Below are 18,967 nucleotides of genomic sequence, written 5' to 3'. Positions count from 1 at the left end.
CTCTGACTATTGCTGTATCAATTATGAGTAACAAATCTTCTATTTACACAACTGGAGGGACCGTTCAAGCAGGTGGCGGAATCTATTTAATACGCAAGGCAGATAACGAACTTTTACAGTTATGCCGAGATGGTAAATTCGCCTATGTGCTAACCTCACGACAAATGGGTAAGTCTAGCCTAATGGTAGAGACAGCCAAACGGCTAGAAGAGGAGAGTATTAACTCAGTAATTATTGACCTAACAAAAATTGGAACCGCAGTCACAGCGGAACAATGGTACCTAGGAATTCTGACAGAGATTGATGAGACCCTAATGCTCAACACGGATATTTTTGAGTGGTGGGAAAAATACAAGCACTTGGGGATAACTCAGCGACTGACACGTTTCTTTGAGGAAGTACTCCTCGAAGAAATTGAGGGTCGCATTGTTCTATTTATAGATGAGATTGATACAACACTAAGTTTGAATTTTACAGATGATTTTTTCATTGCAATTCGGTACTTTTACACAGCTCGGGCTCAAAAGACAAAACTGAAACGATTTTCCTTTGTTCTACTCGGTGTTGCATCCCCTAACGAACTGATTCAAGATCCAAAACGAACCCCTTTTAATATAGGAACACAAATAGAATTAACTGATTTTTCTCAGAAAGAATTACTTCCTCTAGCAGAGGGATTAAATATCGAGCCACACAACAAGACTAATACTATAGATGAGGTGGTATTGTGGACAGGAGGTCATCCTTACCTCACACAGTACCTGTTTCAAAAGCTTTCAGAAAAACCTCAAAAATCCTATTCAAGAGAGAAAATCACTGAGATTGTTACACAAAGCTTTTTGCTGCCCAATGAAAGCCAAGATAGTAACCTTTCATTTGTGAGAGATATGCTAATCAAGCGGTCCCCCGACAAATGGATGACTCTTAGGGAATACAAAACAGTAGTTAACAATAGAGGTATTGATGACGACAAAAGATCACTCATCAAAAATCATCTGAAGCTGTCAGGCATTGTAACCAACAGAAATGGAAAGCTACAGACACGGAATAGAATATACCAAAAAGTCTTTGACAATAAATGGATAACAAAGCAATTATCTTTAATGCGCCCATCTATACGTACCATTATTGGCAGTAGCTTTTTAACATCAATAGCTATCATAATAATAAAATCACTTGGCGCATTTGTACCTTTAGAGTTGGGAATACATGACGTAATTGTCTCTTATGCTTACGATAAGGGTCCTGACCCTCGCATTTTGCTCGTTGAGATTAACAAACAGGATCTCGATAATCAACTGAGTGATAGTCCTTCTGATCAGTCCATTGCAGATGCCATTGAGATTATTCAAAGCCATAATCCGGCCACCATTGGTCTGGACTTGCACCGTAATTTCCCCATCGGTGAGGGACGACCGGCCCTGGCTCGCAGCCTGGCTGCCGACAACATTATTGGTATCACTAAGCTAGGAGATTTTCAGAGAGAGAGGATTCCACCTGCTCCAGAGTTAAGGCCTGAACAGGTGAGTTTTAACGATTTTCCCCTGGATGCGGACGATAAAATTCGACGTAATCTTTTGTATGCCAGCCTGAGTACGGATGAAGATGCAGAGGTATTCATCTCATTTGGTCTGCTGGTGGCCATGCACTATCTGGAAAAGCAGCATGGTTTGCAGCCTGCACCCGGGGATACAGAAGATGAGTTTTTAAAGTTGGGTGACACTGCGTTTAAGCTAATGAATTCCACATTTGGCGGCTATCAAGATGTGGATACCTCAGGGTATCAGATACCGATGGCATACCGTTCACCGACACAAGTGGCTAGACGAGTTTCATTGACTGACATTCTGACAGGTGCGGTTAATCCTGAGTCGATTACCAACAAGGTGGTTTTGATCGGCATAACAGCCTACACCAGTAATGAAAAGTTTTTTACCCCTTACAACATACGTAGCGATACTTTTCACACATCTGGGGTTGAAATTCATACACACATGGTTAGCCAAATCTTAACTGCTGTACTGGACAAGCGTCCTCTACCATCATCCTTATCTGAGATTTATGAGGCTGCATACATAACTGTTTTAACAGTAGTCAGTGGCTTACTCATTCGACATATATTCTTTTATAAATTCTACGTACTATGCACTATTTTTATCACAATACTGGGAGTCTTATTTTTGACACATGCTCTCTATTGGGCCATTTGGACATATTGGATTCCCCTATTTGCACCAGCTTTAAGCCTTTCTATGGTCAATGTTGTTGTAGCAATATGGATGAGGACTGAAAGGTTACTGATAGTTCACTCATCATCCATAGGATAATTTATAAATTATAAGCTCATCCATAGCCCTAGAAAATCAAAGAAAATGAGAGGCAAACATTGGTAGTGCTTACTGCATACTGAGTAGCCCTTCCAGAATTCAAAACTTACGCTCAAGTCAACTCACCCGGAACAACTCTTCCCTTGATCCTTATCTTTTTGCCTTTTCTCTCAATCATTAGATTAAATTATATCGTTCAACCGAACAACGACCCAATAATCATTCCACCTAATAAAACAAAACCCAAAATCACGTTTTGCCGAAAGATTTGTCCATATACGTGGCCGGGCTGACGCTTATTCCGTAACTTTCGATAGTGGGTAAACCAAACACCACAGGCAATGGCCCAAGCCAACATCCCAAAATTTGAAATCATGGAGATTCATCGACCGGATTAATAACGAAGGGTATCGATTGTTGGGTTTCATGCCTTAACCCAACCTACGTCTCCATGGCATTTCCGTTGTACAACCTAATCAATTGCTAAAATAAGCAAAACAACACCCTTCCAAACATATGGGTACTGCACAATCATTATCAAACACCTCAGAAAAGAAAATACTTACCCATAAAGCAGTTGCAGCATCCATTCAAGAAAACTTGCAAAGCATTCAAAGTTTTGATGTCAAATCTCTAGAACTGTTTGGGTCAGTGGCACGCAACGAAGCCACAGAATCAAGTGACCTGGATTTTCTAGTTGATTTCAATAGTCCTGCGACCTTTGATCGCTATATGGATCTAAAGTTTTTCCTTGAAAATTTATTTAAATGTCCCATTGACCTTGTGACCAAACGTTCTCTGAAACCTGCACTACAAGCAACTGTCTTAAAGGAAGCCATCCGTGTCGCGTGATATATCTTTTTACCTGAACGACATTCTCAGAGGGTATCGATTGTTGGGTTTCGTGCCTCAACCCAACCTACGCAAACATCATCCAATCAAAGAGCCTGTAATCATTCCACCTAACAATACAAACCCTAGAATCACGTTTTGACGAAAGATTTGCCCATATACATGGGCAGGCTGGCGCTTATTCCGTAATTTTCGATAATGGGTAAACCAAATACCACAGGCAATGGCCCAAGTAACCATATAGGGTGCACCTAATGCCTTATAACTGCCTAACCACAACAACAATATTGCAGTCCCCATAAAGAGTAACCCAACAATTTCAGGGGTATTCGAACCGAAAAAGCGAGCACTAGAATTCACGCCGAGCTGAGCGTCATACTTACGATCGGGAATTGCATAAACTGTGTCAAAGCCAAGGGTCCAAAGCACGGTTGCGCCCCATAACAACCAGGCAGCAGTATCTAAACTGCCAGTGACAGCACTCCAGGGAATCAATACTGCGAACCCCCAAGCAATGGCCAATACTAGCTGCGGCACTGGAAACACACGCTTGGCTAATGGATAAAGCAAAATAACTGGCGATGCCAAAAAACACAGCAAAATACTCAACGGAGTAAGATATAGCGCAAAGCCAATGGCACAGAGAAAGGTTACAACTGCGATCGCAATCCCCGTTTTCACCGTCAACGCCCGCGAAGCTAGAGGCCGATTACGCGTCCGCTCCACCTTTGGATCAATATTCCGGTCCCACAAATCATTAACGACACAGCCACCTGCACTCGTAGCCAGGCTGCCACAAATAATCACTGCCAACAGCACCCCATCAGGCCGACCCTCTGCCGCCAAAAACAAAGCCCACAAGGCTGGCACCATTAAAATCAAACGGCCTGTGGGTTTATCCCAACGCATCAGTCGGATGACTGTTTTCCACGTGGGTTCAACAATTGGCGAAGACGGAGCCATGGGGGACAGGGATGTAAGTTTAATATTCTTTTTTAAGAATATCTTTCTAATTGTTAACAAGGAAGGGGTCAGAGGAAGAAAGCAGGGACGCAGGCGGGAATCGAGGAGTTGCCCCCTAGCACTTATCTCCACAGCAAATCACAAAAAATGCAGACCTTGAACACCAGTAATCAGACACTTACTTATATTTAAGGACACCAAAAATCATCCCTCATCTGTCACCTATTTAATTATCCCTATTCGCTCTCTTTGTCCACAGACTCTGAAATCAACTGGAATCTGCTAACGAACAAACTTGAATATCCCATCAGGCCGCTCATAACCAATATTTATCGCCAGAAAGCTTAGCTATAAATTTATAAATCATCTGAAATCAGCAAGTATATTTTGGTTAAAATAACCATAACTACAGGATAAAATTCCGATGACCAATGATGCATCACTGTTAATGAAGTCTGATGAATACGGGCTCCTGACCGATTTGTATCAGCTAACCATGGCTGCCTGTTACGTAGGCGAAGGGCTAGATCAACGTCGGGCTAGTTTTGAACTGTTTGTGCGCCGTTTACCCAAGGGCTTTGGCTATCTGATTGCGGCAGGGCTAGCGGCAGCCCTCGATTATCTAGAAAACTTTCGATTTACGGCAGCCCAGCTAGCGGCTCTTAAAGAGACCGATATTTTCCCAGGGGCACCCCCCAAGTTTTGGGACCTTTTGGAAAGCAGCCAGTTTTCAGGAGATGTGTGGGCCGTGCCAGAAGGCACAGCCATATTTGCCAATGAGCCCATTTTGCGAGTCGAAGCCCCCCTATGGCAGGCCCAGATCGTGGAGACTTATTTATTAAATGCCATCAATTATCAAACTCTAATTGCCACCAGGGCAGCTCGACTGCGAGATGTCGCTGGTTCGGAGGCCATACTCTTAGAATTTGGCACCAGACGGGCGTTTAGCCCCCAAGCTTCCCTATGGGCGGCACGCGCTGCATTGGCCGGGGGATTGGATGCGACATCCAATGTGCTAGCAGCACTCAAGCTGGGTCGTAAGCCCGTGGGCACCATGGCCCATGCCTTGGTGATGGCGATTTCTGCCTTAGAGGGGAGTGAGGCAGATGCATTTGAAGCATTTCACCGCTATTTCCCTGGGGCAGCACTGCTGATTGACACCTACGACACTGTGGCAGCAGCAAGATTACTAGGGCAACAGACCGATCACTCTCTAGCAGGTGTGCGGATTGACTCTGGGGACTTGGTAACGCTATCTCAGCAGGTACGTCACGAATTACCCGATGTGCCGATTTTCGCCAGTGGCGATTTGGACGAACAAGAAATTCTCCGCTTAAAACAAGCGGGGGCCTGCATTGATGGATATGGGCTAGGGACTAAGCTAGTCACAGGGGTTCCAGTCAATGGGGTATACAAAATAGTGGACATTGATGGTGTTCCAGTCATGAAGGAGTCTAGTGGCAAACTCACATATCCAGGTCGCAAACAGATATTTCGGTCTGCGGCTGGCGACCGGCTAGGGCTGGCAGAAGAAGCCACGTCTGCGGATAGCGGCGGGCTATTAAACCCCATTATGCGAAACGGAGTCCGGCTAGTCCCTGACGATCCATTAGAGACAATTCGAGAACGAGCCAGCCAATCTGTGGCACAACTGCCATTGTCGGTACGTGATGTGTATCAGCCTGTCGTACCCCAGGCAGAAATTTCGACTGCGCTGCGGGATCTAACCAATTGCACTCGCCGTAGTCACCTCGCTACTGTTAATTGAAACTCCTGTGAGGTGAGTTTTGCCTATTTTGCATCTAGCACCCAATGCAAAACTTACAAAATTCGTATTCACTATGCAGCATCTACCTAAGGATATGTCGAATAATCTCATAGGAGACTTCTTTACCCTGCGACTGCCAGTGACTATTCCCCCTGCCAACCAACTCCGCGTGGCACTTTTTGGGACCAGTGCCGACCCGCCCCACAATGGCCATCGCAGTATTGTGGCAACGTTGGGGCATCAGTTTGATCATGTGGCAGTGTGGGCGTCGGATAATCCATGGAAAGAAAACCAATCTCCCATTGAAATGCGAATGGATATGCTGGAACTTGCGATCGCAGATCTCAATACCCCCGGCACCATCAAGCTACATCGGGAACTAAGCCACCCCTATACCGCCGTTACCCTAGAGCGGGCTCGACGCATCTGGCCCCACGCCGAATTTACCTTTGTGATTGGAGCCGACTTAGTTAAACAGCTACCCAGTTGGTATCGCTCAGAGGATGTGATGCGGTGGGCCAAGATATTGGTCTTTCCACGCCCCGGCTATGGGCTCAATAAAACTGAGTTAGACCATTTGCGATCGCTGGGGGCAAATGTGGCGATCGCCACGCCCCTAAGTCAACATCACATATCCTCCAGCACGCTCCGCCAGGGCTGCCTAGAACAACCCGATGAAATCCCCGCTGTCGTGCAAGCCTACATCCACCAACACAACCTGTATCCATGCCCGGAAAACACACCAACCATCCCTTAGCCGACTTTAAAGTGGGCATTGATAACGTTATTTTCTCGGTCGATACCGAGCTCAATCGGCTGTTGGTGCTGTTGGTGATGCGCCACGAAGACCCCTTCTTAGGACAGTGGTCGTTACCGGGCACCCTGGTAAGACAAGGTGAATCGTTAGAAACAGCATCCTACCGAGTCCTCTCTGAAAAAATTCGGGTCAAAAATCTCTATGTAGAACAGCTTTATTCCTTTGGGGGGCCTAAACGAGACCCACGTGAAGCCGAAGATGCCTACAATGTGCGCTATCTCTCAGTCAGCTATTTTGCCCTTGTACGGTATGCAGAAGCCGAGCTCATCGCCGATGGTGTCAGCGGGATTGCCTGGTATCCCCTAGACCATCTACCGGACCTTGCCTTTGACCATCAAGAGATTCTCACCTATGGCACCATGCGCCTGCGTAACAAGGTGAAATACAGCCCCGTTGCCTTTGATGTACTCCCCGAGATGTTTACCCTCAGCGATTTATATCAGCTGTATATTACGATCTTAGGTGAAGATTTCTCTGATTATTCAAATTTTCGTACTCGTCTCTTAAAGCTTGGTTTCTTGGAAGATACAGGTATTAAAACCTCTCGCGGAGCGGGACGCCCTGCCAGCCTGTATCGGTTTGATGCAGAGGCGTTTGAACCACTCAAGGATAAACCAATGGTCTTTGTTTAAAACGCTCCATTTTAATTCTGCCATGGTGGGCCGTGCCCACCCTACAGGATCACTCCCCCTGTATAGACGTTCCATGGAACGTCTCTCCATTAACACCCCCCTGTACAGACGTTCCATGGAACATCTCTCCATTACCATTTAACTCACCATGAAATTCGCTATTGCTCAACTCGATCCCACTGTCGGCGACCTTACTGGTAATGCCCAACAGATTTTAGCCGCTGCGCAAAATGCGGCAGAACAAGGGGTCCATCTTTTACTCACGCCAGAACTCTCCTTGTGTGGCTATCCACCAAGAGACTTATTATTGCGTCCTGGCTTTATCCAACAGATGCAGACTGTTTTAGAAAAACTGGCCAAAGACTTACCCCAAGGCTTAACCACTTTAATAGGCCTGGCCCAACCCAATACTGACGCAGGTAACAAAGGGCAAAAACCTCTTTACAACAGCATGGCGTTGTTAGAAAACGGCACCATTAAAACTGTGTTTCATAAACGTCTGCTGCCAACCTATGACGTTTTTGATGAAGATCGCTACTTTGAATCGGGTACCGACCCCAATCATTTTACCCTTGAAGCCGGTGGCAGCTCATTGCATATTGGCGTCACCATTTGTGAAGATCTTTGGAATGAAGATGACTTTTGGGGACAGCGGACCTATAAGGTCAACCCCACAGCCGAGGTGGTGGCAGCAGGTGTAGATCTGGTGGTTAATCTCTCGGCATCACCCTTTACGGTGGGTAAACAAGCATTACGAGAGAAAATGATTGCCCATGCGGCCCGTCAGCATAGCTGCCCGATCATCTATGTCAATCAGGTGGGGAGCAACGACGACTTGATTTTTGATGGCTGCAGTGTTGCCATGGATCGTCAAGGAACTGTGGTCAGCCGTAGCACCAGCTTTCAACCAGCGGTTCAGATAGTGGACTATGACCTGGAACAGCAAACTCTGGTCCCTGGAACTATTCACCCGCTGCTAGATACTCCAGAAGCAGAGATATGGTCGGCCTTAGTTCTAGGCGTTAAGGACTACAGCCGTAAGTGTGGATTTAGTAAAGCTGTCGTGGGTCTTAGTGGTGGCATTGACTCCGCATTGGTGGCTGCGATCGCAACCGCTGCCCTGGGTCCCGATAACGTTCTAGGCGTACTCATGCCCTCGCCCTATAGCTCTGACCACTCCATTAGCGATGCTGAAAAACTCGCCCATAATCTAGGCATCACCACACAAAAACTGCCCATTGGCGAACTCATGGCGGGCTACGACAACACGCTGCTTGATCTCTTTACCGGCACTGAACCCGGCGTTACCGAAGAGAATCTTCAGTCCCGTATTCGGGGCAATTTGCTCATGGCCATCACCAATAAATTTGGTCATTTGTTACTCTCCACTGGCAACAAATCAGAAATGGCAGTGGGTTACTGTACCCTGTACGGCGATATGAATGGCGGCTTAGCTGTCATTGCCGATGTGCCCAAAACCCAAGTTTACAGCCTATGCCATTGGCTGAATCACTGTATTCAAACAACAGACACTGCCCTAGGTCTAATCGAGTGCGATCGTAAAACAGAAATCATTCCCAACAACATTCTGACAAAACCCCCAAGTGCAGAACTACGTCCTGACCAAGTTGACCAAGACTCCCTGCCCCCCTATGACATCCTTGACGATATTCTCGAACGCCTAATTCAACGCCATCAGTCCACAGACGATATTGTCACCGCAGGGCACGATCCCACTGTTGTCGGTAAAATTGTGCGCCTACTAACCCGTGCCGAGTTTAAACGAAGACAGGCCCCACCAGTACTAAAAGTAACCGATCGGGCCTTTGGCCTTGGCTGGCGCATGCCCATCGCCAGCCGCTGGAGCACCTAATCAAGTGCTGCTTATTTTGGATAGCAGCTACTGCCGGGGAGACGTTGTCCAGGGACGGTAGCCAGCTCGAATACATTGGTCGAGGGCGGCATCTACCGATAATTGAGCCTCATCACTAAGATCGACAACACATTGGCCAAATCGTTCTGGCAGTAAGCTGCGGCTACAGTGTTCTAAGGCATTGACTGACGGCTGTGTCAGCAACGCTCGGTGAATATCAACAGTGCAATCAGCAACGTCATCAGGGCGACGGGAACGCTCACAGCCCTCTAGAGCATCCAACGCGCCAATGCCAGCGTCCTGACTAACATCTACAACACATTCGCCAAGAGTACCTGGGAAGCGAGCACCAGCACAGCTAGCCGTTGCTTGCTCTGCACTCACCCCGCTGTCTTTAAGAGCGGCCACACATTGACCATAGCTATCATCTTCTTCTGCATAGCCAGGCAAAGCCACCAGCGAAGCCGTGGCCAAACCAAGGGTCACTGGCATAAGTAGTGAACGCACTAAACAACGATGCAAAACTGAAGTAGCAGTCATATTAATCATTATCAATAGGTCTAATAGAACAGAGATTGCTAATTAGCATTCGATGCGCCTAAATTGCTGCCAAAATCACCATGCCATGCATAGCAATGCAGTGAATGGCAAACAGATTACCTATGCATATTAATCGTTAAATAAGACAACGGTAATTTTGTAATCATTGTCCTTTGAAACCCTGATCTAATCTACAGTGAATGAGTGACAAAACATGAGCCGTTTCTGAGTTCGGAAATAATCCAGGTTATTCTTTCAGACTCATAAATGAGCGGCACTACAAAAACGCCACACATAATTACAGCAAACGATCTAGAGGGTCTTTAACATGCATCTGAGTGAAATCACCCATCCAAACCAGTTGCATGGCTTGTCTGTGAAACAGTTAGAAGCCATTGCCCAGCAAATTCGAGAAAAGCATCTTAAAACGGTATCCGCCAGCGGAGGGCATCTGGGACCGGGGCTGGGCGTGGTAGAGCTAACGTTGGGTTTATATCAAACCCTGGATTTAGATCGTGACAAAGTCGTCTGGGATGTAGGGCACCAGGCCTATCCTCACAAATTAATTACAGGCCGTTACAACGACTTTTCATCCCTACGACAGAAGGATGGTGTGGCTGGCTACCTCAAGCGCTGCGAAAGTAAGTTTGATCATTTTGGGGCTGGCCATGCATCCACCAGCATTTCTGCCGCATTAGGCATGGCGATTGCCCGCGATTTACAAGGGGATGACTATAAAGTCGCTGCCATTATCGGTGATGGGGCGCTCACCGGAGGTATGGCCCTAGAAGCCATCAACCATGCCGGGCACCTACCCAACACCAACCTGGTGGTGGTGCTTAACGACAATGAAATGTCCATCTCTCCCAACGTCGGTGCAATTCCTCGTTACCTCAATAAAATTCGCCTGAGCCCACCAATACAGTTTCTCAGCGATAACCTTGAGGAGCAATTAAAACAAATACCCTTCGTCGGTGATTCTTTCTCACCGGAATTAGACCGAGTCAAGGAAGGGATGAAACGGTTGGCAATGTCTAAAGTAGGGGCTGTTTTTGAAGAACTCGGCTTTACCTACATGGGTCCGGTTGATGGGCACAACTTAAGTGAACTGATCAACACGTTTAAAGAAGCCCATGCCAAAGGGGGACCTGTATTAGTACATGTGTCTACGATCAAAGGCAAAGGGTATGAAATCGCTGAAAAAGATCAGGTGGGCTATCACGCTCAGTCCCCCTTCAACTTAACGACTGGCAAGGGGTATCCATCTACGAAGCCAACGCCTCCAAAATATTCCAAGGTTTTTGCAGAAACTCTGGTCAAACTGGCAGAAGATAATCCGAAGGTTGTTGGCATTACAGCAGCCATGGCCACCGGTACTGGCCTCGAGAAGCTCCAAGCCACACTCCCTCAGCAATATATAGATGTTGGTATCGCCGAACAGCATGCCGTTACCCTGGCAGCAGGTCTAGCCTGTGAAGGAATGCGCCCAGTGGCCGCTATCTACTCCACCTTCCTGCAACGCGCCTACGACCAGATTGTCCATGATGTTTGCATCCAAAACCTGCCGGTATTTTTCTGCCTAGATCGCGCGGGCATTGTCGGTGCTGACGGTCCTACCCACCAGGGCATGTACGACATTTCCTATCTGCGCTCTATCCCCAACATGGTGGTTATGGCCCCTAAAGACGAGGCCGAGCTTCAGCAGATGATTGTTACGGGCATTGAGCACACTGATGGCCCCATTGCAGTACGTTACCCCCGAGGCAGTGGCTATGGCGCTCCGCTCATGGAAGAAGGTTGGGAAGCTCTACCCATTGGCAAAGGAGAAGTTCTACGCCAGGGTGATGACCTACTCTTGCTCGGCTACGGCTCCATGGTTTACTCAACCATGCAAACGGCAGAGATTTTAAGTGAGCATGGCATTGAAGCGACTGTGATCAACGCACGCTTTGTGAAACCTCTAGATGAGGAATTGATTGCGCCGTTGGCTCAGAAAATCCAACGGGTCGTCACCTTTGAAGAGGGCTGCCTCATGGGTGGGTTCGGTTCAGCCGTAGCAGAAGCCTTACTAGATAACGATGTCAACGTACCCATTTTGCGTCTGGGCATCCCTGACATCTTGGTGGATCATGCTACTCAAGCTCAAGCCAAAACAGCCCTAGGATTGACCCCTGCTCAGATGGCAGACAAAATCCTCAAGCGGTTCGCCTTAGCTCAGCGTGAACTGGCCAGCATGGGTTAACCATATACACTCACATCTAATATCATTACGCCCCTGCCAGATTGTCCTAGCAGGGGTTTCTTTTTGAAAATCTTGCTGATTCTGGTTTTCTGATTACCGTCGCTGTCTACGCTGGACGCGACGACGACGAGTACCCGTTGCCATCGAAGCAGGTAGCAGAGCTATCGGCGGGGCATGAAGCAGATCACCCTCCCTAGACCGCCGACCGACCGGGACAGCAGGCAGATCGCTACATAGGTCAACAAACCATAGCCCCAAGGCTATTAACAGAGTAATCACACTTAACAAAAAAATAGCCATTGCCCCAACTACCAGAGCATTAACAGCAATCATGGCACGCAGGGTCAGCACACCTAAACTGGTCAACATGCCCAGCAGCGTGGCGACTGTCAGCACAAAACTAAGGTAAGCCCACCGACACCGCCGTCTTATTCCTCGGGTCACCGTACTGCCTGAGCGCAACCAGCACCACCGCAGCCAAGCAGCTAGAGTCACCGTCATCACGATGATCACCATCAAGACGTTATTGACCAACAGTGAGATGAGTTGACCCGTTTGGACAGAAGACATCACAACCAAACTCCACTTGATTTAATGGATATTAGTTCAATTGTACTATTTTATTTTGCTCATGACTCCATCATGGGAGAAAAGCCAGTCGAGTGGTATCGTTGTTGGCGTGTTTGTCACCTTCTAGGCAGAAAATGATTTTCCATAGGCATTTTTAGCCTGACACAAGGCGTTACTAATCCTCTGTTTCGGTTGTTCATGCAAGTGAAGTCACGTCCAAGACACATTGGGATTTATTTTTTACTCGGCATCCTTGCCTGTGTATTGGCTATCGTTTCCAAACTTGCCATTGTTTGGAGTGTTGACTCATACGTATATTCCTTGCCCATTGTGGGTGGTGTTCTCGCGTCTCTTGAAATTGCTGAACTTGCTAGCCCAATCCTGTTAGCGCTGTTAGGGGTCACCCTGGGTGCACTCACCTACTATTTACCCACAGCCAGCAACCTCAACCTGCGCTTGGTGCTACTTGGCATCACTCTACCGTTGGTTCTGATGCTTGGCCACCGAGTGCGTTATAACGCTTGGGTCAGACAGGTCGCCAACCAAGAAAGTTTATCGATCACTCACGCTCAACAGCTCACTGACGATTTTTTGCGACGGGAGACGGCAAAGTCTGGCAATGTGGGATTTTACTGGTATACGGCCACTCGAGCGACCCCACCGACTCGATTAGACAATCTGGAAAATCCCAATGATACTAGCCCACTGCAAACTCAGTTGACTGATTTAGGGCAACAGCAGACGGGGTTATTAAGGTTGGCTTTCGATATTTATAACTGGCTTTTCAACAATGCGGGCTGGGGCATCCGCGTTGCTTATGCAGTGCTGTCTGGGTTTATGGGGCTGTCATATTTTTATAGAGGGCAGCTGTGGGCTAATCGCCAACGTCGCCAATGAACGGAGACTGTGACGTCAATCAATCAGTTCATGATGGGCATAGGACTGCTGCTTTAGTATTAGCCGGGGGGCGAAGCAGCCGCATGGGGCAAGATAAGGCCCTACTGACATTACCGATGGCAGGGCAAACAGGGGAGGCATTAACGTTACTGCAGCAGACTTGCTCCGTGGCCGAAAGGTGTGCAGCTCATACCTATGTATTAACTCCTTGGCCAGCAAAATACGCCAGTCGCTTGACGTCAACTGTCATTTTGCTAAAGGAAGAAGCTGCTGGGGCTGGCCCACTGGTTGCGTTAGCTCAAGGTTGGTCCATGATTTTGGCCCAAAGTCAGAGACGGGACCAGGAAATTCCTGACTGGCTGCTCCTGCTGGCCTGCGATATGCCCGCTCTTGATACAACCACAATCCAGCAATGGCAGGAGCAGCTGAAAACGATAGATGAGAATGCGATCGCAACCCTACCGAAAGCAGGCGATCGCTGGGAACCCCTCTGCGGGTTTTATCACCGTCGCTGCATTCCTAGTCTAAACAAGGCTTTGGCAGATAATATCCGATCATTCCAACGATGGTTAGCAACCGAAACAATTGTGCCGCTATCCAGTGCAGATTCTAATATGTTACGAAATTGCAATACTCCGGTTCAATGGCAGCAGTTTTTAGATTTTATAAACGCCAGAAACCCATAGGTAGCTTGACAAACGGTCCTTTTTTTCAATGTTAAGCTGTGTATTATTTTGCCCGACAATATCCGGTGCCGATCCCATAAACCCTTATAGTTATGATTAACGTTTGTTAAATTTCCTCATATTCTGGAGATTCTCAAGTGGCGATTCCTCTGCTGAACTATTCACCGGTTACTCAAAATTCTCGGGTTGAGGGCTATGAAATTCCTGGGGATGATCAGCCTAAGATCTATTCGACTCAGAATATTCTTTCTTCGACTGATATCGACGATCTGATTGAAGCGGCCTACCGTCAGATCTTTTTCCATGCATTTAAAGCTGACCGGGAAAAATTCCTAGAATCTCAGTTGCGTAGTAACCAAATCACCGTACGTGAATTTGTACGTGGTCTGCTGTTGGCTAACACTTATCGCAACAGCTTCTACAAAATGAATAACAACTATCGTTTTGTGGAGCAGACAGTTCAGCGAGTTCTGGGCCGTGACATCTTTAATAAGGAAGAAACTTTAGCCTGGTCGATTATAGTAGCGACCAAAGGTATTGAAGGGTTTGTTGATGCTCTCCTCGATAGTGATGAGTATTTAGACAACTTTGGCGATGACATTCTGCCCTATCAGCGTCGTCGTGTTCTACCTACTCGTAATCAAGGTGAACTGCCTTTCAACATCAAGTCACCTCGCTACGACGAGTACTACCGGTCTATCTTGGGTTTCCCCAAGCCTGTCTTCCAATCTTCTGTCCGTCGCTTTACACCGCAAGAGAAGCAGCCTAAGGCTGGTAGCCCAGCGTTGTTTATGGATATGGCTCGTGGGTTAAGCAACAGCCAGCCCCTGCCTTCCCAGCGAGTATCAGCTGTGAGCGTTAACTTTACGTCGGGTGTGCCCTACCGTCGAGTTAATTTCCCCATTAATGATCCTGTAGCAGCTGCCGCTGTTGAAAAAGCTAAGCAAGGTGCTTAGGATTTTTTATAACTCTTAAAAATTAAAAAGGGGGTAGATTTTCTGGATCCACTCCCTTTTTTATTAGCACGTAGATATTTCTAGTATTTCTAGCGTTGTCGTAATCTTTGAAGCAGGGTTTCAAACTGTGGGGGGAGAGGTGCGATCGCAACCACATCTTTTCCCGTTATCGGATGAGTCAGCGTTAGCTGGCGAGCATGCAACGCCTGACCTGGTAACTTTACCCCTATGGAGCGTCCTGAGCCGTAGGTCATATCCCCCACAATGGGGTTCCCCAGTAGCGCACTATGCACTCGAATTTGGTGGGTGCGCCCCGTTTCCAATCGATAATGCACTAATGTGTAGTTGCCCAAACGCTCCTGAATACGCCAGTGGGTAACGGCTCGCCGCCCTCCTTTCTCAATGGGCACCACCGCCATTTTTTTTCGATCCCTCGGATGACGTCCGATGGGAGCATCCACAATCCCAACATCCTGATTTTCTGGGAGCTTCGGCACTCCAAAAACGACGCCAAGGTATTCTCGCTGGGCTGTTTTCGCCTGAATTTGTCCCTGTAGATGATGCAATACCGGCTCCGTCTTAGCCACCACCATCGCCCCAGTTGTATCTTTATCCAAACGGTGCACAATCCCAGGGCGTTGCACACCGCCCACCCCCGTCAGCTGATCGCCACAATGGGCCAACACGGCATTGACTAACGTGCCTTTGGGATGACCTGGAGCTGGATGTACCACCATGCCTGGAGGCTTATTTACCACCAGCAGGTATTGATCTTCGTACAAAATATCGAGGGGAATCGCCTCTGGCGTTAATTCAAATGCCTCAACCTCAGGAATTTTTAGCTGTAGCCAATCCCCTGAACTAACGATTACCTTTTTATTGATACAGGGCTGATCATTAATCCTCAGGGCCCCTTGCTCAATCAACTTTTGAATACGATTGCGGGATAAATCACAATTCTGGGAGAGCCACCGATCAATTCTTTCATTAGCAGCATCCGTAACCGACAGCTCAATTACGCTCCCATATTGCTCCCCATTGTCCATTTTGAATTACCTATCCCCATTCATTGCAATCAGGACAGACCCAATATTCTCCCGATCGGTTATCTTGCCTGAACCGTTTGCCAATGGGGAGAATGCATCGGCGATGCAGAGGCCAATGTTTCATACAGATCGACAACACGACCAATGATTGCGATCGCAGGTGCTTGAAACTGCTGTTCCTCAACTTGCTGAACAATTGTAGCCAATGTTCCAATCAACTCTTCCTGGTCAGGTCGCGTTCCCCATCTCACCAAAGCCACTGACGTTTCCTCAGCCATGCCAGCTGCCGTAAGTTCCGACACAATGTTCACTAAATTGTGCACACCCATGTAAATAACAATGGTTTCCGAGCCATGGGCCAATGCCGACCAATTGACCTGCGGGCGATACTTACCCGCAGCCTCATGGCCAGTTACGAACGTCACCGACGAACTGTAATTGCGGTGCGTTACTGGGATACCCGCATAGGCAGGAGCCGCAATGCCAGCCGTAATACCTGGCACCACCTCCACATCAATCCCAGCTTCCAGCAACCCCATCATCTCTTCACCACCTCGGCCAAACACAAACGGGTCCCCCCCTTTCAGCCTAACCACCACAGCATTAATTTGCGCCTGCTCAATCAAAAGCTGGGTAATATCTTGTTGCACCATAGAATGACGCCCGCGACGTTTACCCGCATCAATCACCTGAGTATGCTCACTAATCATGGCCAAAATTGGCGGACTCACTAGAGCGTCATGAATCACCACATCCGCATGCTCTAACAGACCCTTAGCTTTTAAAGTTAGAAGGCCTGGATCACCAGGACCAGCCCCCACCAAATAGACTTTGCCAAACGTATCTTGAGTCAGGGAATGAGACATGTCAGTTGCAATGGGATGGATATGATTGATCAATTCTGGCAAACCTAACCCAGCATTGATTGCCAAAATCGATACAACAGCAATGATGTACCTGCTTAATTTTACTTAAGATATCCTTAACCTTAAGTCATATTTGTCCCATTGTTGTCCCATGGATCGTCTGAATCAAGGGCTAAAAATCGTACTCTTCAGCACAACCATTATGAGGATGTGCTGTGGCCCAAGGTCTGCACAACTATATTAGCCACGTCAAACGTGGCCCCTAATGGTGGCAATAACCGGAAATTGGTGCGCGGGAAGCGCTCAGCTAACTCCTCAGTCAAATGAGCCACTGCATCTGTAATTCCACCAGCAAACAGAAAATAGGGAAAAATAGTCAGCGTCGAACAGCCCTGCTGCATTAAATGAATCGTTTGGTTCTGAATATCAGACTCAGTTGTCCAGTAAGCAACCGCTGTCCCCAAAGACTTCGCCAAATTATCCACAGCTCGATTTCCCCTCACTCGTCGACTACCGTGGGCAACGATTAAACGCCCTGACTTCGGGGAATGGAAAAATCGATTTTGAATCAGTTCATGCATGCCTGGGGCACCGCCAATATGATGACCCAGTTCCAACTCAATGACATCACCCAGCTCGTGGCGAGCTAGATCCACTTCATCGGGTAAATCTTGCATAACATGCTTACCCTTCAACAAAAACAGCGGCACCAAGTGTAAGCGATCGATACCAGCAGAACTCAGCCGTCGACCAAATTCACAAATCTGCTGATGTAGCGGCAAAAGTCCACAGTCTAAAACAGCAGTTCCAACAATAAAGCGGTCCTGAGGCAATCGAGTGGTAGTGGCAGTCACAGTCGACCTAAACGCTGGCGCAACCGCTAATACCGTCGCCTGTTGACGATTAGCACCTAAAACCGTTTTAGGAGTAAACCGATTGTCTGGCACCATCACTGGGCCACAAGACTGACTGCTCCATGGGCTCACTAGAGACGGGTTAAGTCGCTCTCTGATTAGCTGAGCCAATCGATTTATAGCGATTTGATGCCGTGGATCACGACTGCCATGGGAAATCAAAAGATAGGCTGTAGATGTCACGAGAAGTTTTAAATGAGATTGTTAGGGTGAGACGAAATCAATAAATCCCCGGGACACTGTCCCGATGTCTGTCTTTAGGAACCAAAGCTAATGACGCTGGAATAACTAGTGAGCGCACTAATCTAGCAGCAAACCGATGCTGTAGCTGTAGATTCACTAACTTTCCAGCGGGTATAGCGACCTACCAATATGCCTCTAGAACAGACTTGGAAACTATTCAACACACGTTATGTAGTCCACACATTCTTGATAACGTTGCCGGAATAACGCTGCTGGGCATAATCAAGGTTTTCACTCTCAACTTGACCCCAAACAATTTGATAATCGGCTTACACACCAATTGTTATAAACACTACTTACTTTAGTAGTATCCACGGAATCATGCCAGATTTCTGTTGTGGTTGATGCTATTTCCATCCTTATTTAATCAACTCAATCTATCATCAAGGGTGCATTTAGTAAGCCCAACCCAGTCATCGGTTAAACTTTTAATTGCAAAATATTCAGGAAAACCATGTAATCGCTGAACAGGGGTGATATTATGGAAACTCGAACACGGCGAGCGTAGCCAAGTGGTTAAGGCAGTGGATTGTGGTTCCACCATTCGGGGGTTCGAGTCCCCTCGTTCGCCCTCCTTTCAGCGATTGCTAAAAATAACTAGCCTAACTACTAGCCTAAATTTATCGGCTAGTAGCTTAGGGTGATGAGGGGGCTCAACCCCTCACCTCGCATGTACAATCCATCGCTAAAAAGTCGCTCACTGGCTTCCAAGAGATTTCACTGAGGGAATGACAAACAATTCTTTTCAAAAGTTTGTGTATGTATTAGCAACAAC

The 18,967-nt window shown here is 47.4% G+C and carries 17 protein-coding genes and 1 tRNA gene; 11 read left to right on the top strand and 7 right to left on the bottom strand.

Annotated elements, in window-relative coordinates; genetic code table 11:
• Positions 1-23: 23 nt before the first annotated feature.
• Positions 24-2,327, top strand: a complete 2,304-nt coding sequence (locus DXZ20_RS19675; protein ID WP_163671028.1) for a CHASE2 domain-containing protein — start codon at positions 24-26, stop codon at positions 2,325-2,327.
• A 196-nt stretch (positions 2,328-2,523) separates the two neighbouring features.
• Here the strand turns inward: DXZ20_RS19675 and DXZ20_RS19670 are convergent, their stop codons facing one another.
• The gene (locus DXZ20_RS19670) at positions 2,524-2,703 is read right to left on the bottom strand and encodes a hypothetical protein (RefSeq protein WP_250565206.1); all 180 of its coding nucleotides are present in this window, start codon (positions 2,701-2,703) and stop codon (positions 2,524-2,526) included.
• Positions 2,704-2,843: 140 nt separating this feature from the next.
• On the opposite strand from DXZ20_RS19670, the gene DXZ20_RS19665 reads away from it, so the two are divergent.
• Entirely contained in the window at positions 2,844-3,179 is a 336-nt protein-coding gene (locus DXZ20_RS19665) for a nucleotidyltransferase family protein (protein WP_163671027.1), read from the top strand.
• Positions 3,180-3,257: 78 nt separating this feature from the next.
• On the opposite strand, the gene DXZ20_RS19660 is transcribed toward DXZ20_RS19665, so the two are convergent.
• Positions 3,258-4,142 (bottom strand): 4-hydroxybenzoate solanesyltransferase, encoded by an 885-nt coding sequence (locus DXZ20_RS19660; RefSeq protein ID WP_163671026.1) that lies wholly within the window; start codon positions 4,140-4,142, stop codon positions 3,258-3,260.
• A gap of 424 nt (positions 4,143-4,566) precedes the next feature.
• Here DXZ20_RS19660 and DXZ20_RS19655 point away from each other — a divergent pair, with 424 nt between their 5' ends.
• The 4 genes from DXZ20_RS19655 to DXZ20_RS19640 all read left to right on the top strand — a co-directional run bounded on the left by DXZ20_RS19655 (position 4,567) and on the right by DXZ20_RS19640 (position 9,232).
• Entirely contained in the window at positions 4,567-5,910 is a 1,344-nt protein-coding gene (locus tag DXZ20_RS19655; protein ID WP_163671025.1) for a nicotinate phosphoribosyltransferase, read from the top strand.
• A 73-nt stretch (positions 5,911-5,983) separates the two neighbouring features.
• On the top strand, positions 5,984-6,667 hold the full coding sequence (locus DXZ20_RS19650) for a nicotinate-nucleotide adenylyltransferase (RefSeq protein ID WP_250565205.1): 684 nt from the start codon (positions 5,984-5,986) through the stop codon (positions 6,665-6,667).
• Positions 6,637-7,359 (top strand): NUDIX hydrolase, encoded by a 723-nt coding sequence (locus DXZ20_RS19645; RefSeq protein ID WP_163671024.1) that lies wholly within the window; start codon positions 6,637-6,639, stop codon positions 7,357-7,359. Before DXZ20_RS19650 ends, DXZ20_RS19645 begins: the two co-directional genes overlap by 31 nt.
• A gap of 148 nt (positions 7,360-7,507) precedes the next feature.
• Positions 7,508-9,232 (top strand): NAD+ synthase, encoded by a 1,725-nt coding sequence (locus DXZ20_RS19640; RefSeq protein ID WP_163671023.1) that lies wholly within the window; start codon positions 7,508-7,510, stop codon positions 9,230-9,232.
• A 27-nt stretch (positions 9,233-9,259) separates the two neighbouring features.
• Here DXZ20_RS19640 and DXZ20_RS19635 read toward each other — a convergent pair whose 3' ends face one another.
• Positions 9,260-9,772 carry a hypothetical protein gene (locus DXZ20_RS19635; RefSeq protein WP_163671022.1) on the bottom strand — a complete coding sequence of 171 codons (513 nt, stop codon included), beginning with the start codon at positions 9,770-9,772 and terminating at the stop codon, positions 9,260-9,262.
• A gap of 328 nt (positions 9,773-10,100) precedes the next feature.
• Here DXZ20_RS19635 and dxs point away from each other — a divergent pair, with 328 nt between their 5' ends.
• Positions 10,101-12,014 (top strand): 1-deoxy-D-xylulose-5-phosphate synthase, encoded by a 1,914-nt coding sequence (gene dxs / locus DXZ20_RS19630; protein WP_163671021.1) that lies wholly within the window; start codon positions 10,101-10,103, stop codon positions 12,012-12,014.
• A 93-nt stretch (positions 12,015-12,107) separates the two neighbouring features.
• On the opposite strand, the gene DXZ20_RS19625 is transcribed toward dxs, so the two are convergent.
• The gene (locus DXZ20_RS19625) at positions 12,108-12,584 is read right to left on the bottom strand and encodes a hypothetical protein (RefSeq protein WP_163699992.1); all 477 of its coding nucleotides are present in this window, start codon (positions 12,582-12,584) and stop codon (positions 12,108-12,110) included.
• A gap of 198 nt (positions 12,585-12,782) precedes the next feature.
• Here DXZ20_RS19625 and DXZ20_RS19620 point away from each other — a divergent pair, with 198 nt between their 5' ends.
• The 3 genes from DXZ20_RS19620 (at position 12,783) to DXZ20_RS19610 (ending at position 15,123) form a co-directional block, all read left to right on the top strand.
• On the top strand, positions 12,783-13,481 hold the full coding sequence (locus tag DXZ20_RS19620; RefSeq protein ID WP_250565840.1) for a hypothetical protein: 699 nt from the start codon (positions 12,783-12,785) through the stop codon (positions 13,479-13,481).
• Complete coding sequence (locus DXZ20_RS19615; RefSeq protein WP_163699988.1) at positions 13,478-14,167, top strand: molybdenum cofactor guanylyltransferase; 690 nt, start codon at positions 13,478-13,480, stop codon at positions 14,165-14,167. The genes DXZ20_RS19620 and DXZ20_RS19615 overlap by 4 nt, the downstream gene beginning before the upstream one ends.
• Before the next feature lie 137 nt (positions 14,168-14,304).
• Complete coding sequence (locus tag DXZ20_RS19610) at positions 14,305-15,123, top strand: phycobilisome rod-core linker polypeptide (RefSeq protein ID WP_163699987.1); 819 nt, start codon at positions 14,305-14,307, stop codon at positions 15,121-15,123.
• An 89-nt stretch (positions 15,124-15,212) separates the two neighbouring features.
• Here DXZ20_RS19610 and DXZ20_RS19605 read toward each other — a convergent pair whose 3' ends face one another.
• The 3 genes from DXZ20_RS19605 to DXZ20_RS19595 form a co-directional block, all read right to left on the bottom strand.
• Positions 15,213-16,169 (bottom strand): RluA family pseudouridine synthase, encoded by a 957-nt coding sequence (locus tag DXZ20_RS19605; protein ID WP_163671016.1) that lies wholly within the window; start codon positions 16,167-16,169, stop codon positions 15,213-15,215.
• 59 nt (positions 16,170-16,228) lie between these two features.
• Positions 16,229-17,035: a uroporphyrinogen-III C-methyltransferase gene (gene cobA, locus DXZ20_RS19600; protein WP_163699985.1), complete on the bottom strand. Its 807-nt coding sequence runs from the start codon at positions 17,033-17,035 to the stop codon at positions 16,229-16,231.
• 200 nt (positions 17,036-17,235) lie between these two features.
• Complete coding sequence (locus tag DXZ20_RS19595; protein ID WP_163671015.1) at positions 17,236-18,132, bottom strand: CbiX/SirB N-terminal domain-containing protein; 897 nt, start codon at positions 18,130-18,132, stop codon at positions 17,236-17,238.
• A gap of 558 nt (positions 18,133-18,690) precedes the next feature.
• Between DXZ20_RS19595 and DXZ20_RS19590 the strand changes: the two genes are divergently transcribed.
• Positions 18,691-18,763, top strand: a tRNA-His gene (locus DXZ20_RS19590).
• Positions 18,764-18,967 lie beyond the last annotated feature (204 nt).

Source organism: Adonisia turfae CCMR0081, from assembly GCF_011009555.1.
Lineage (GTDB): Bacteria > Cyanobacteriota > Cyanobacteriia > Phormidesmidales > Phormidesmidaceae > Leptothoe > Leptothoe turfae.
Note: the sequence above shows the minus strand (reverse complement) of the source record. Positions and strands in the feature narration are given on the sequence as shown.

Coding starts and splice junctions, on each gene's coding strand:
- DXZ20_RS19615 (WP_163699988.1), top strand. CDS start 13,478: ATGAACGGAGACTGTGACGTCAATCAATCAGTTCATGATGGGCATAGG.
- DXZ20_RS19605 (WP_163671016.1), bottom strand. CDS start 16,169: ATGGACAATGGGGAGCAATATGGGAGCGTAATTGAGCTGTCGGTTACG.
- DXZ20_RS19670 (WP_250565206.1), bottom strand. CDS start 2,703: ATGATTTCAAATTTTGGGATGTTGGCTTGGGCCATTGCCTGTGGTGTT.
- DXZ20_RS19665 (WP_163671027.1), top strand. CDS start 2,844: ATGGGTACTGCACAATCATTATCAAACACCTCAGAAAAGAAAATACTT.
- dxs (WP_163671021.1), top strand. CDS start 10,101: ATGCATCTGAGTGAAATCACCCATCCAAACCAGTTGCATGGCTTGTCT.
- cobA (WP_163699985.1), bottom strand. CDS start 17,035: ATGTCTCATTCCCTGACTCAAGATACGTTTGGCAAAGTCTATTTGGTG.
- DXZ20_RS19650 (WP_250565205.1), top strand. CDS start 5,984: ATGCAGCATCTACCTAAGGATATGTCGAATAATCTCATAGGAGACTTC.
- DXZ20_RS19635 (WP_163671022.1), bottom strand. CDS start 9,772: ATGACTGCTACTTCAGTTTTGCATCGTTGTTTAGTGCGTTCACTACTT.
- DXZ20_RS19675 (WP_163671028.1), top strand. CDS start 24: ATGAGTAACAAATCTTCTATTTACACAACTGGAGGGACCGTTCAAGCA.
- DXZ20_RS19620 (WP_250565840.1), top strand. CDS start 12,783: ATGCAAGTGAAGTCACGTCCAAGACACATTGGGATTTATTTTTTACTC.
- DXZ20_RS19660 (WP_163671026.1), bottom strand. CDS start 4,142: ATGGCTCCGTCTTCGCCAATTGTTGAACCCACGTGGAAAACAGTCATC.
- DXZ20_RS19625 (WP_163699992.1), bottom strand. CDS start 12,584: ATGTCTTCTGTCCAAACGGGTCAACTCATCTCACTGTTGGTCAATAAC.
- DXZ20_RS19645 (WP_163671024.1), top strand. CDS start 6,637: ATGCCCGGAAAACACACCAACCATCCCTTAGCCGACTTTAAAGTGGGC.
- DXZ20_RS19655 (WP_163671025.1), top strand. CDS start 4,567: ATGACCAATGATGCATCACTGTTAATGAAGTCTGATGAATACGGGCTC.
- DXZ20_RS19640 (WP_163671023.1), top strand. CDS start 7,508: ATGAAATTCGCTATTGCTCAACTCGATCCCACTGTCGGCGACCTTACT.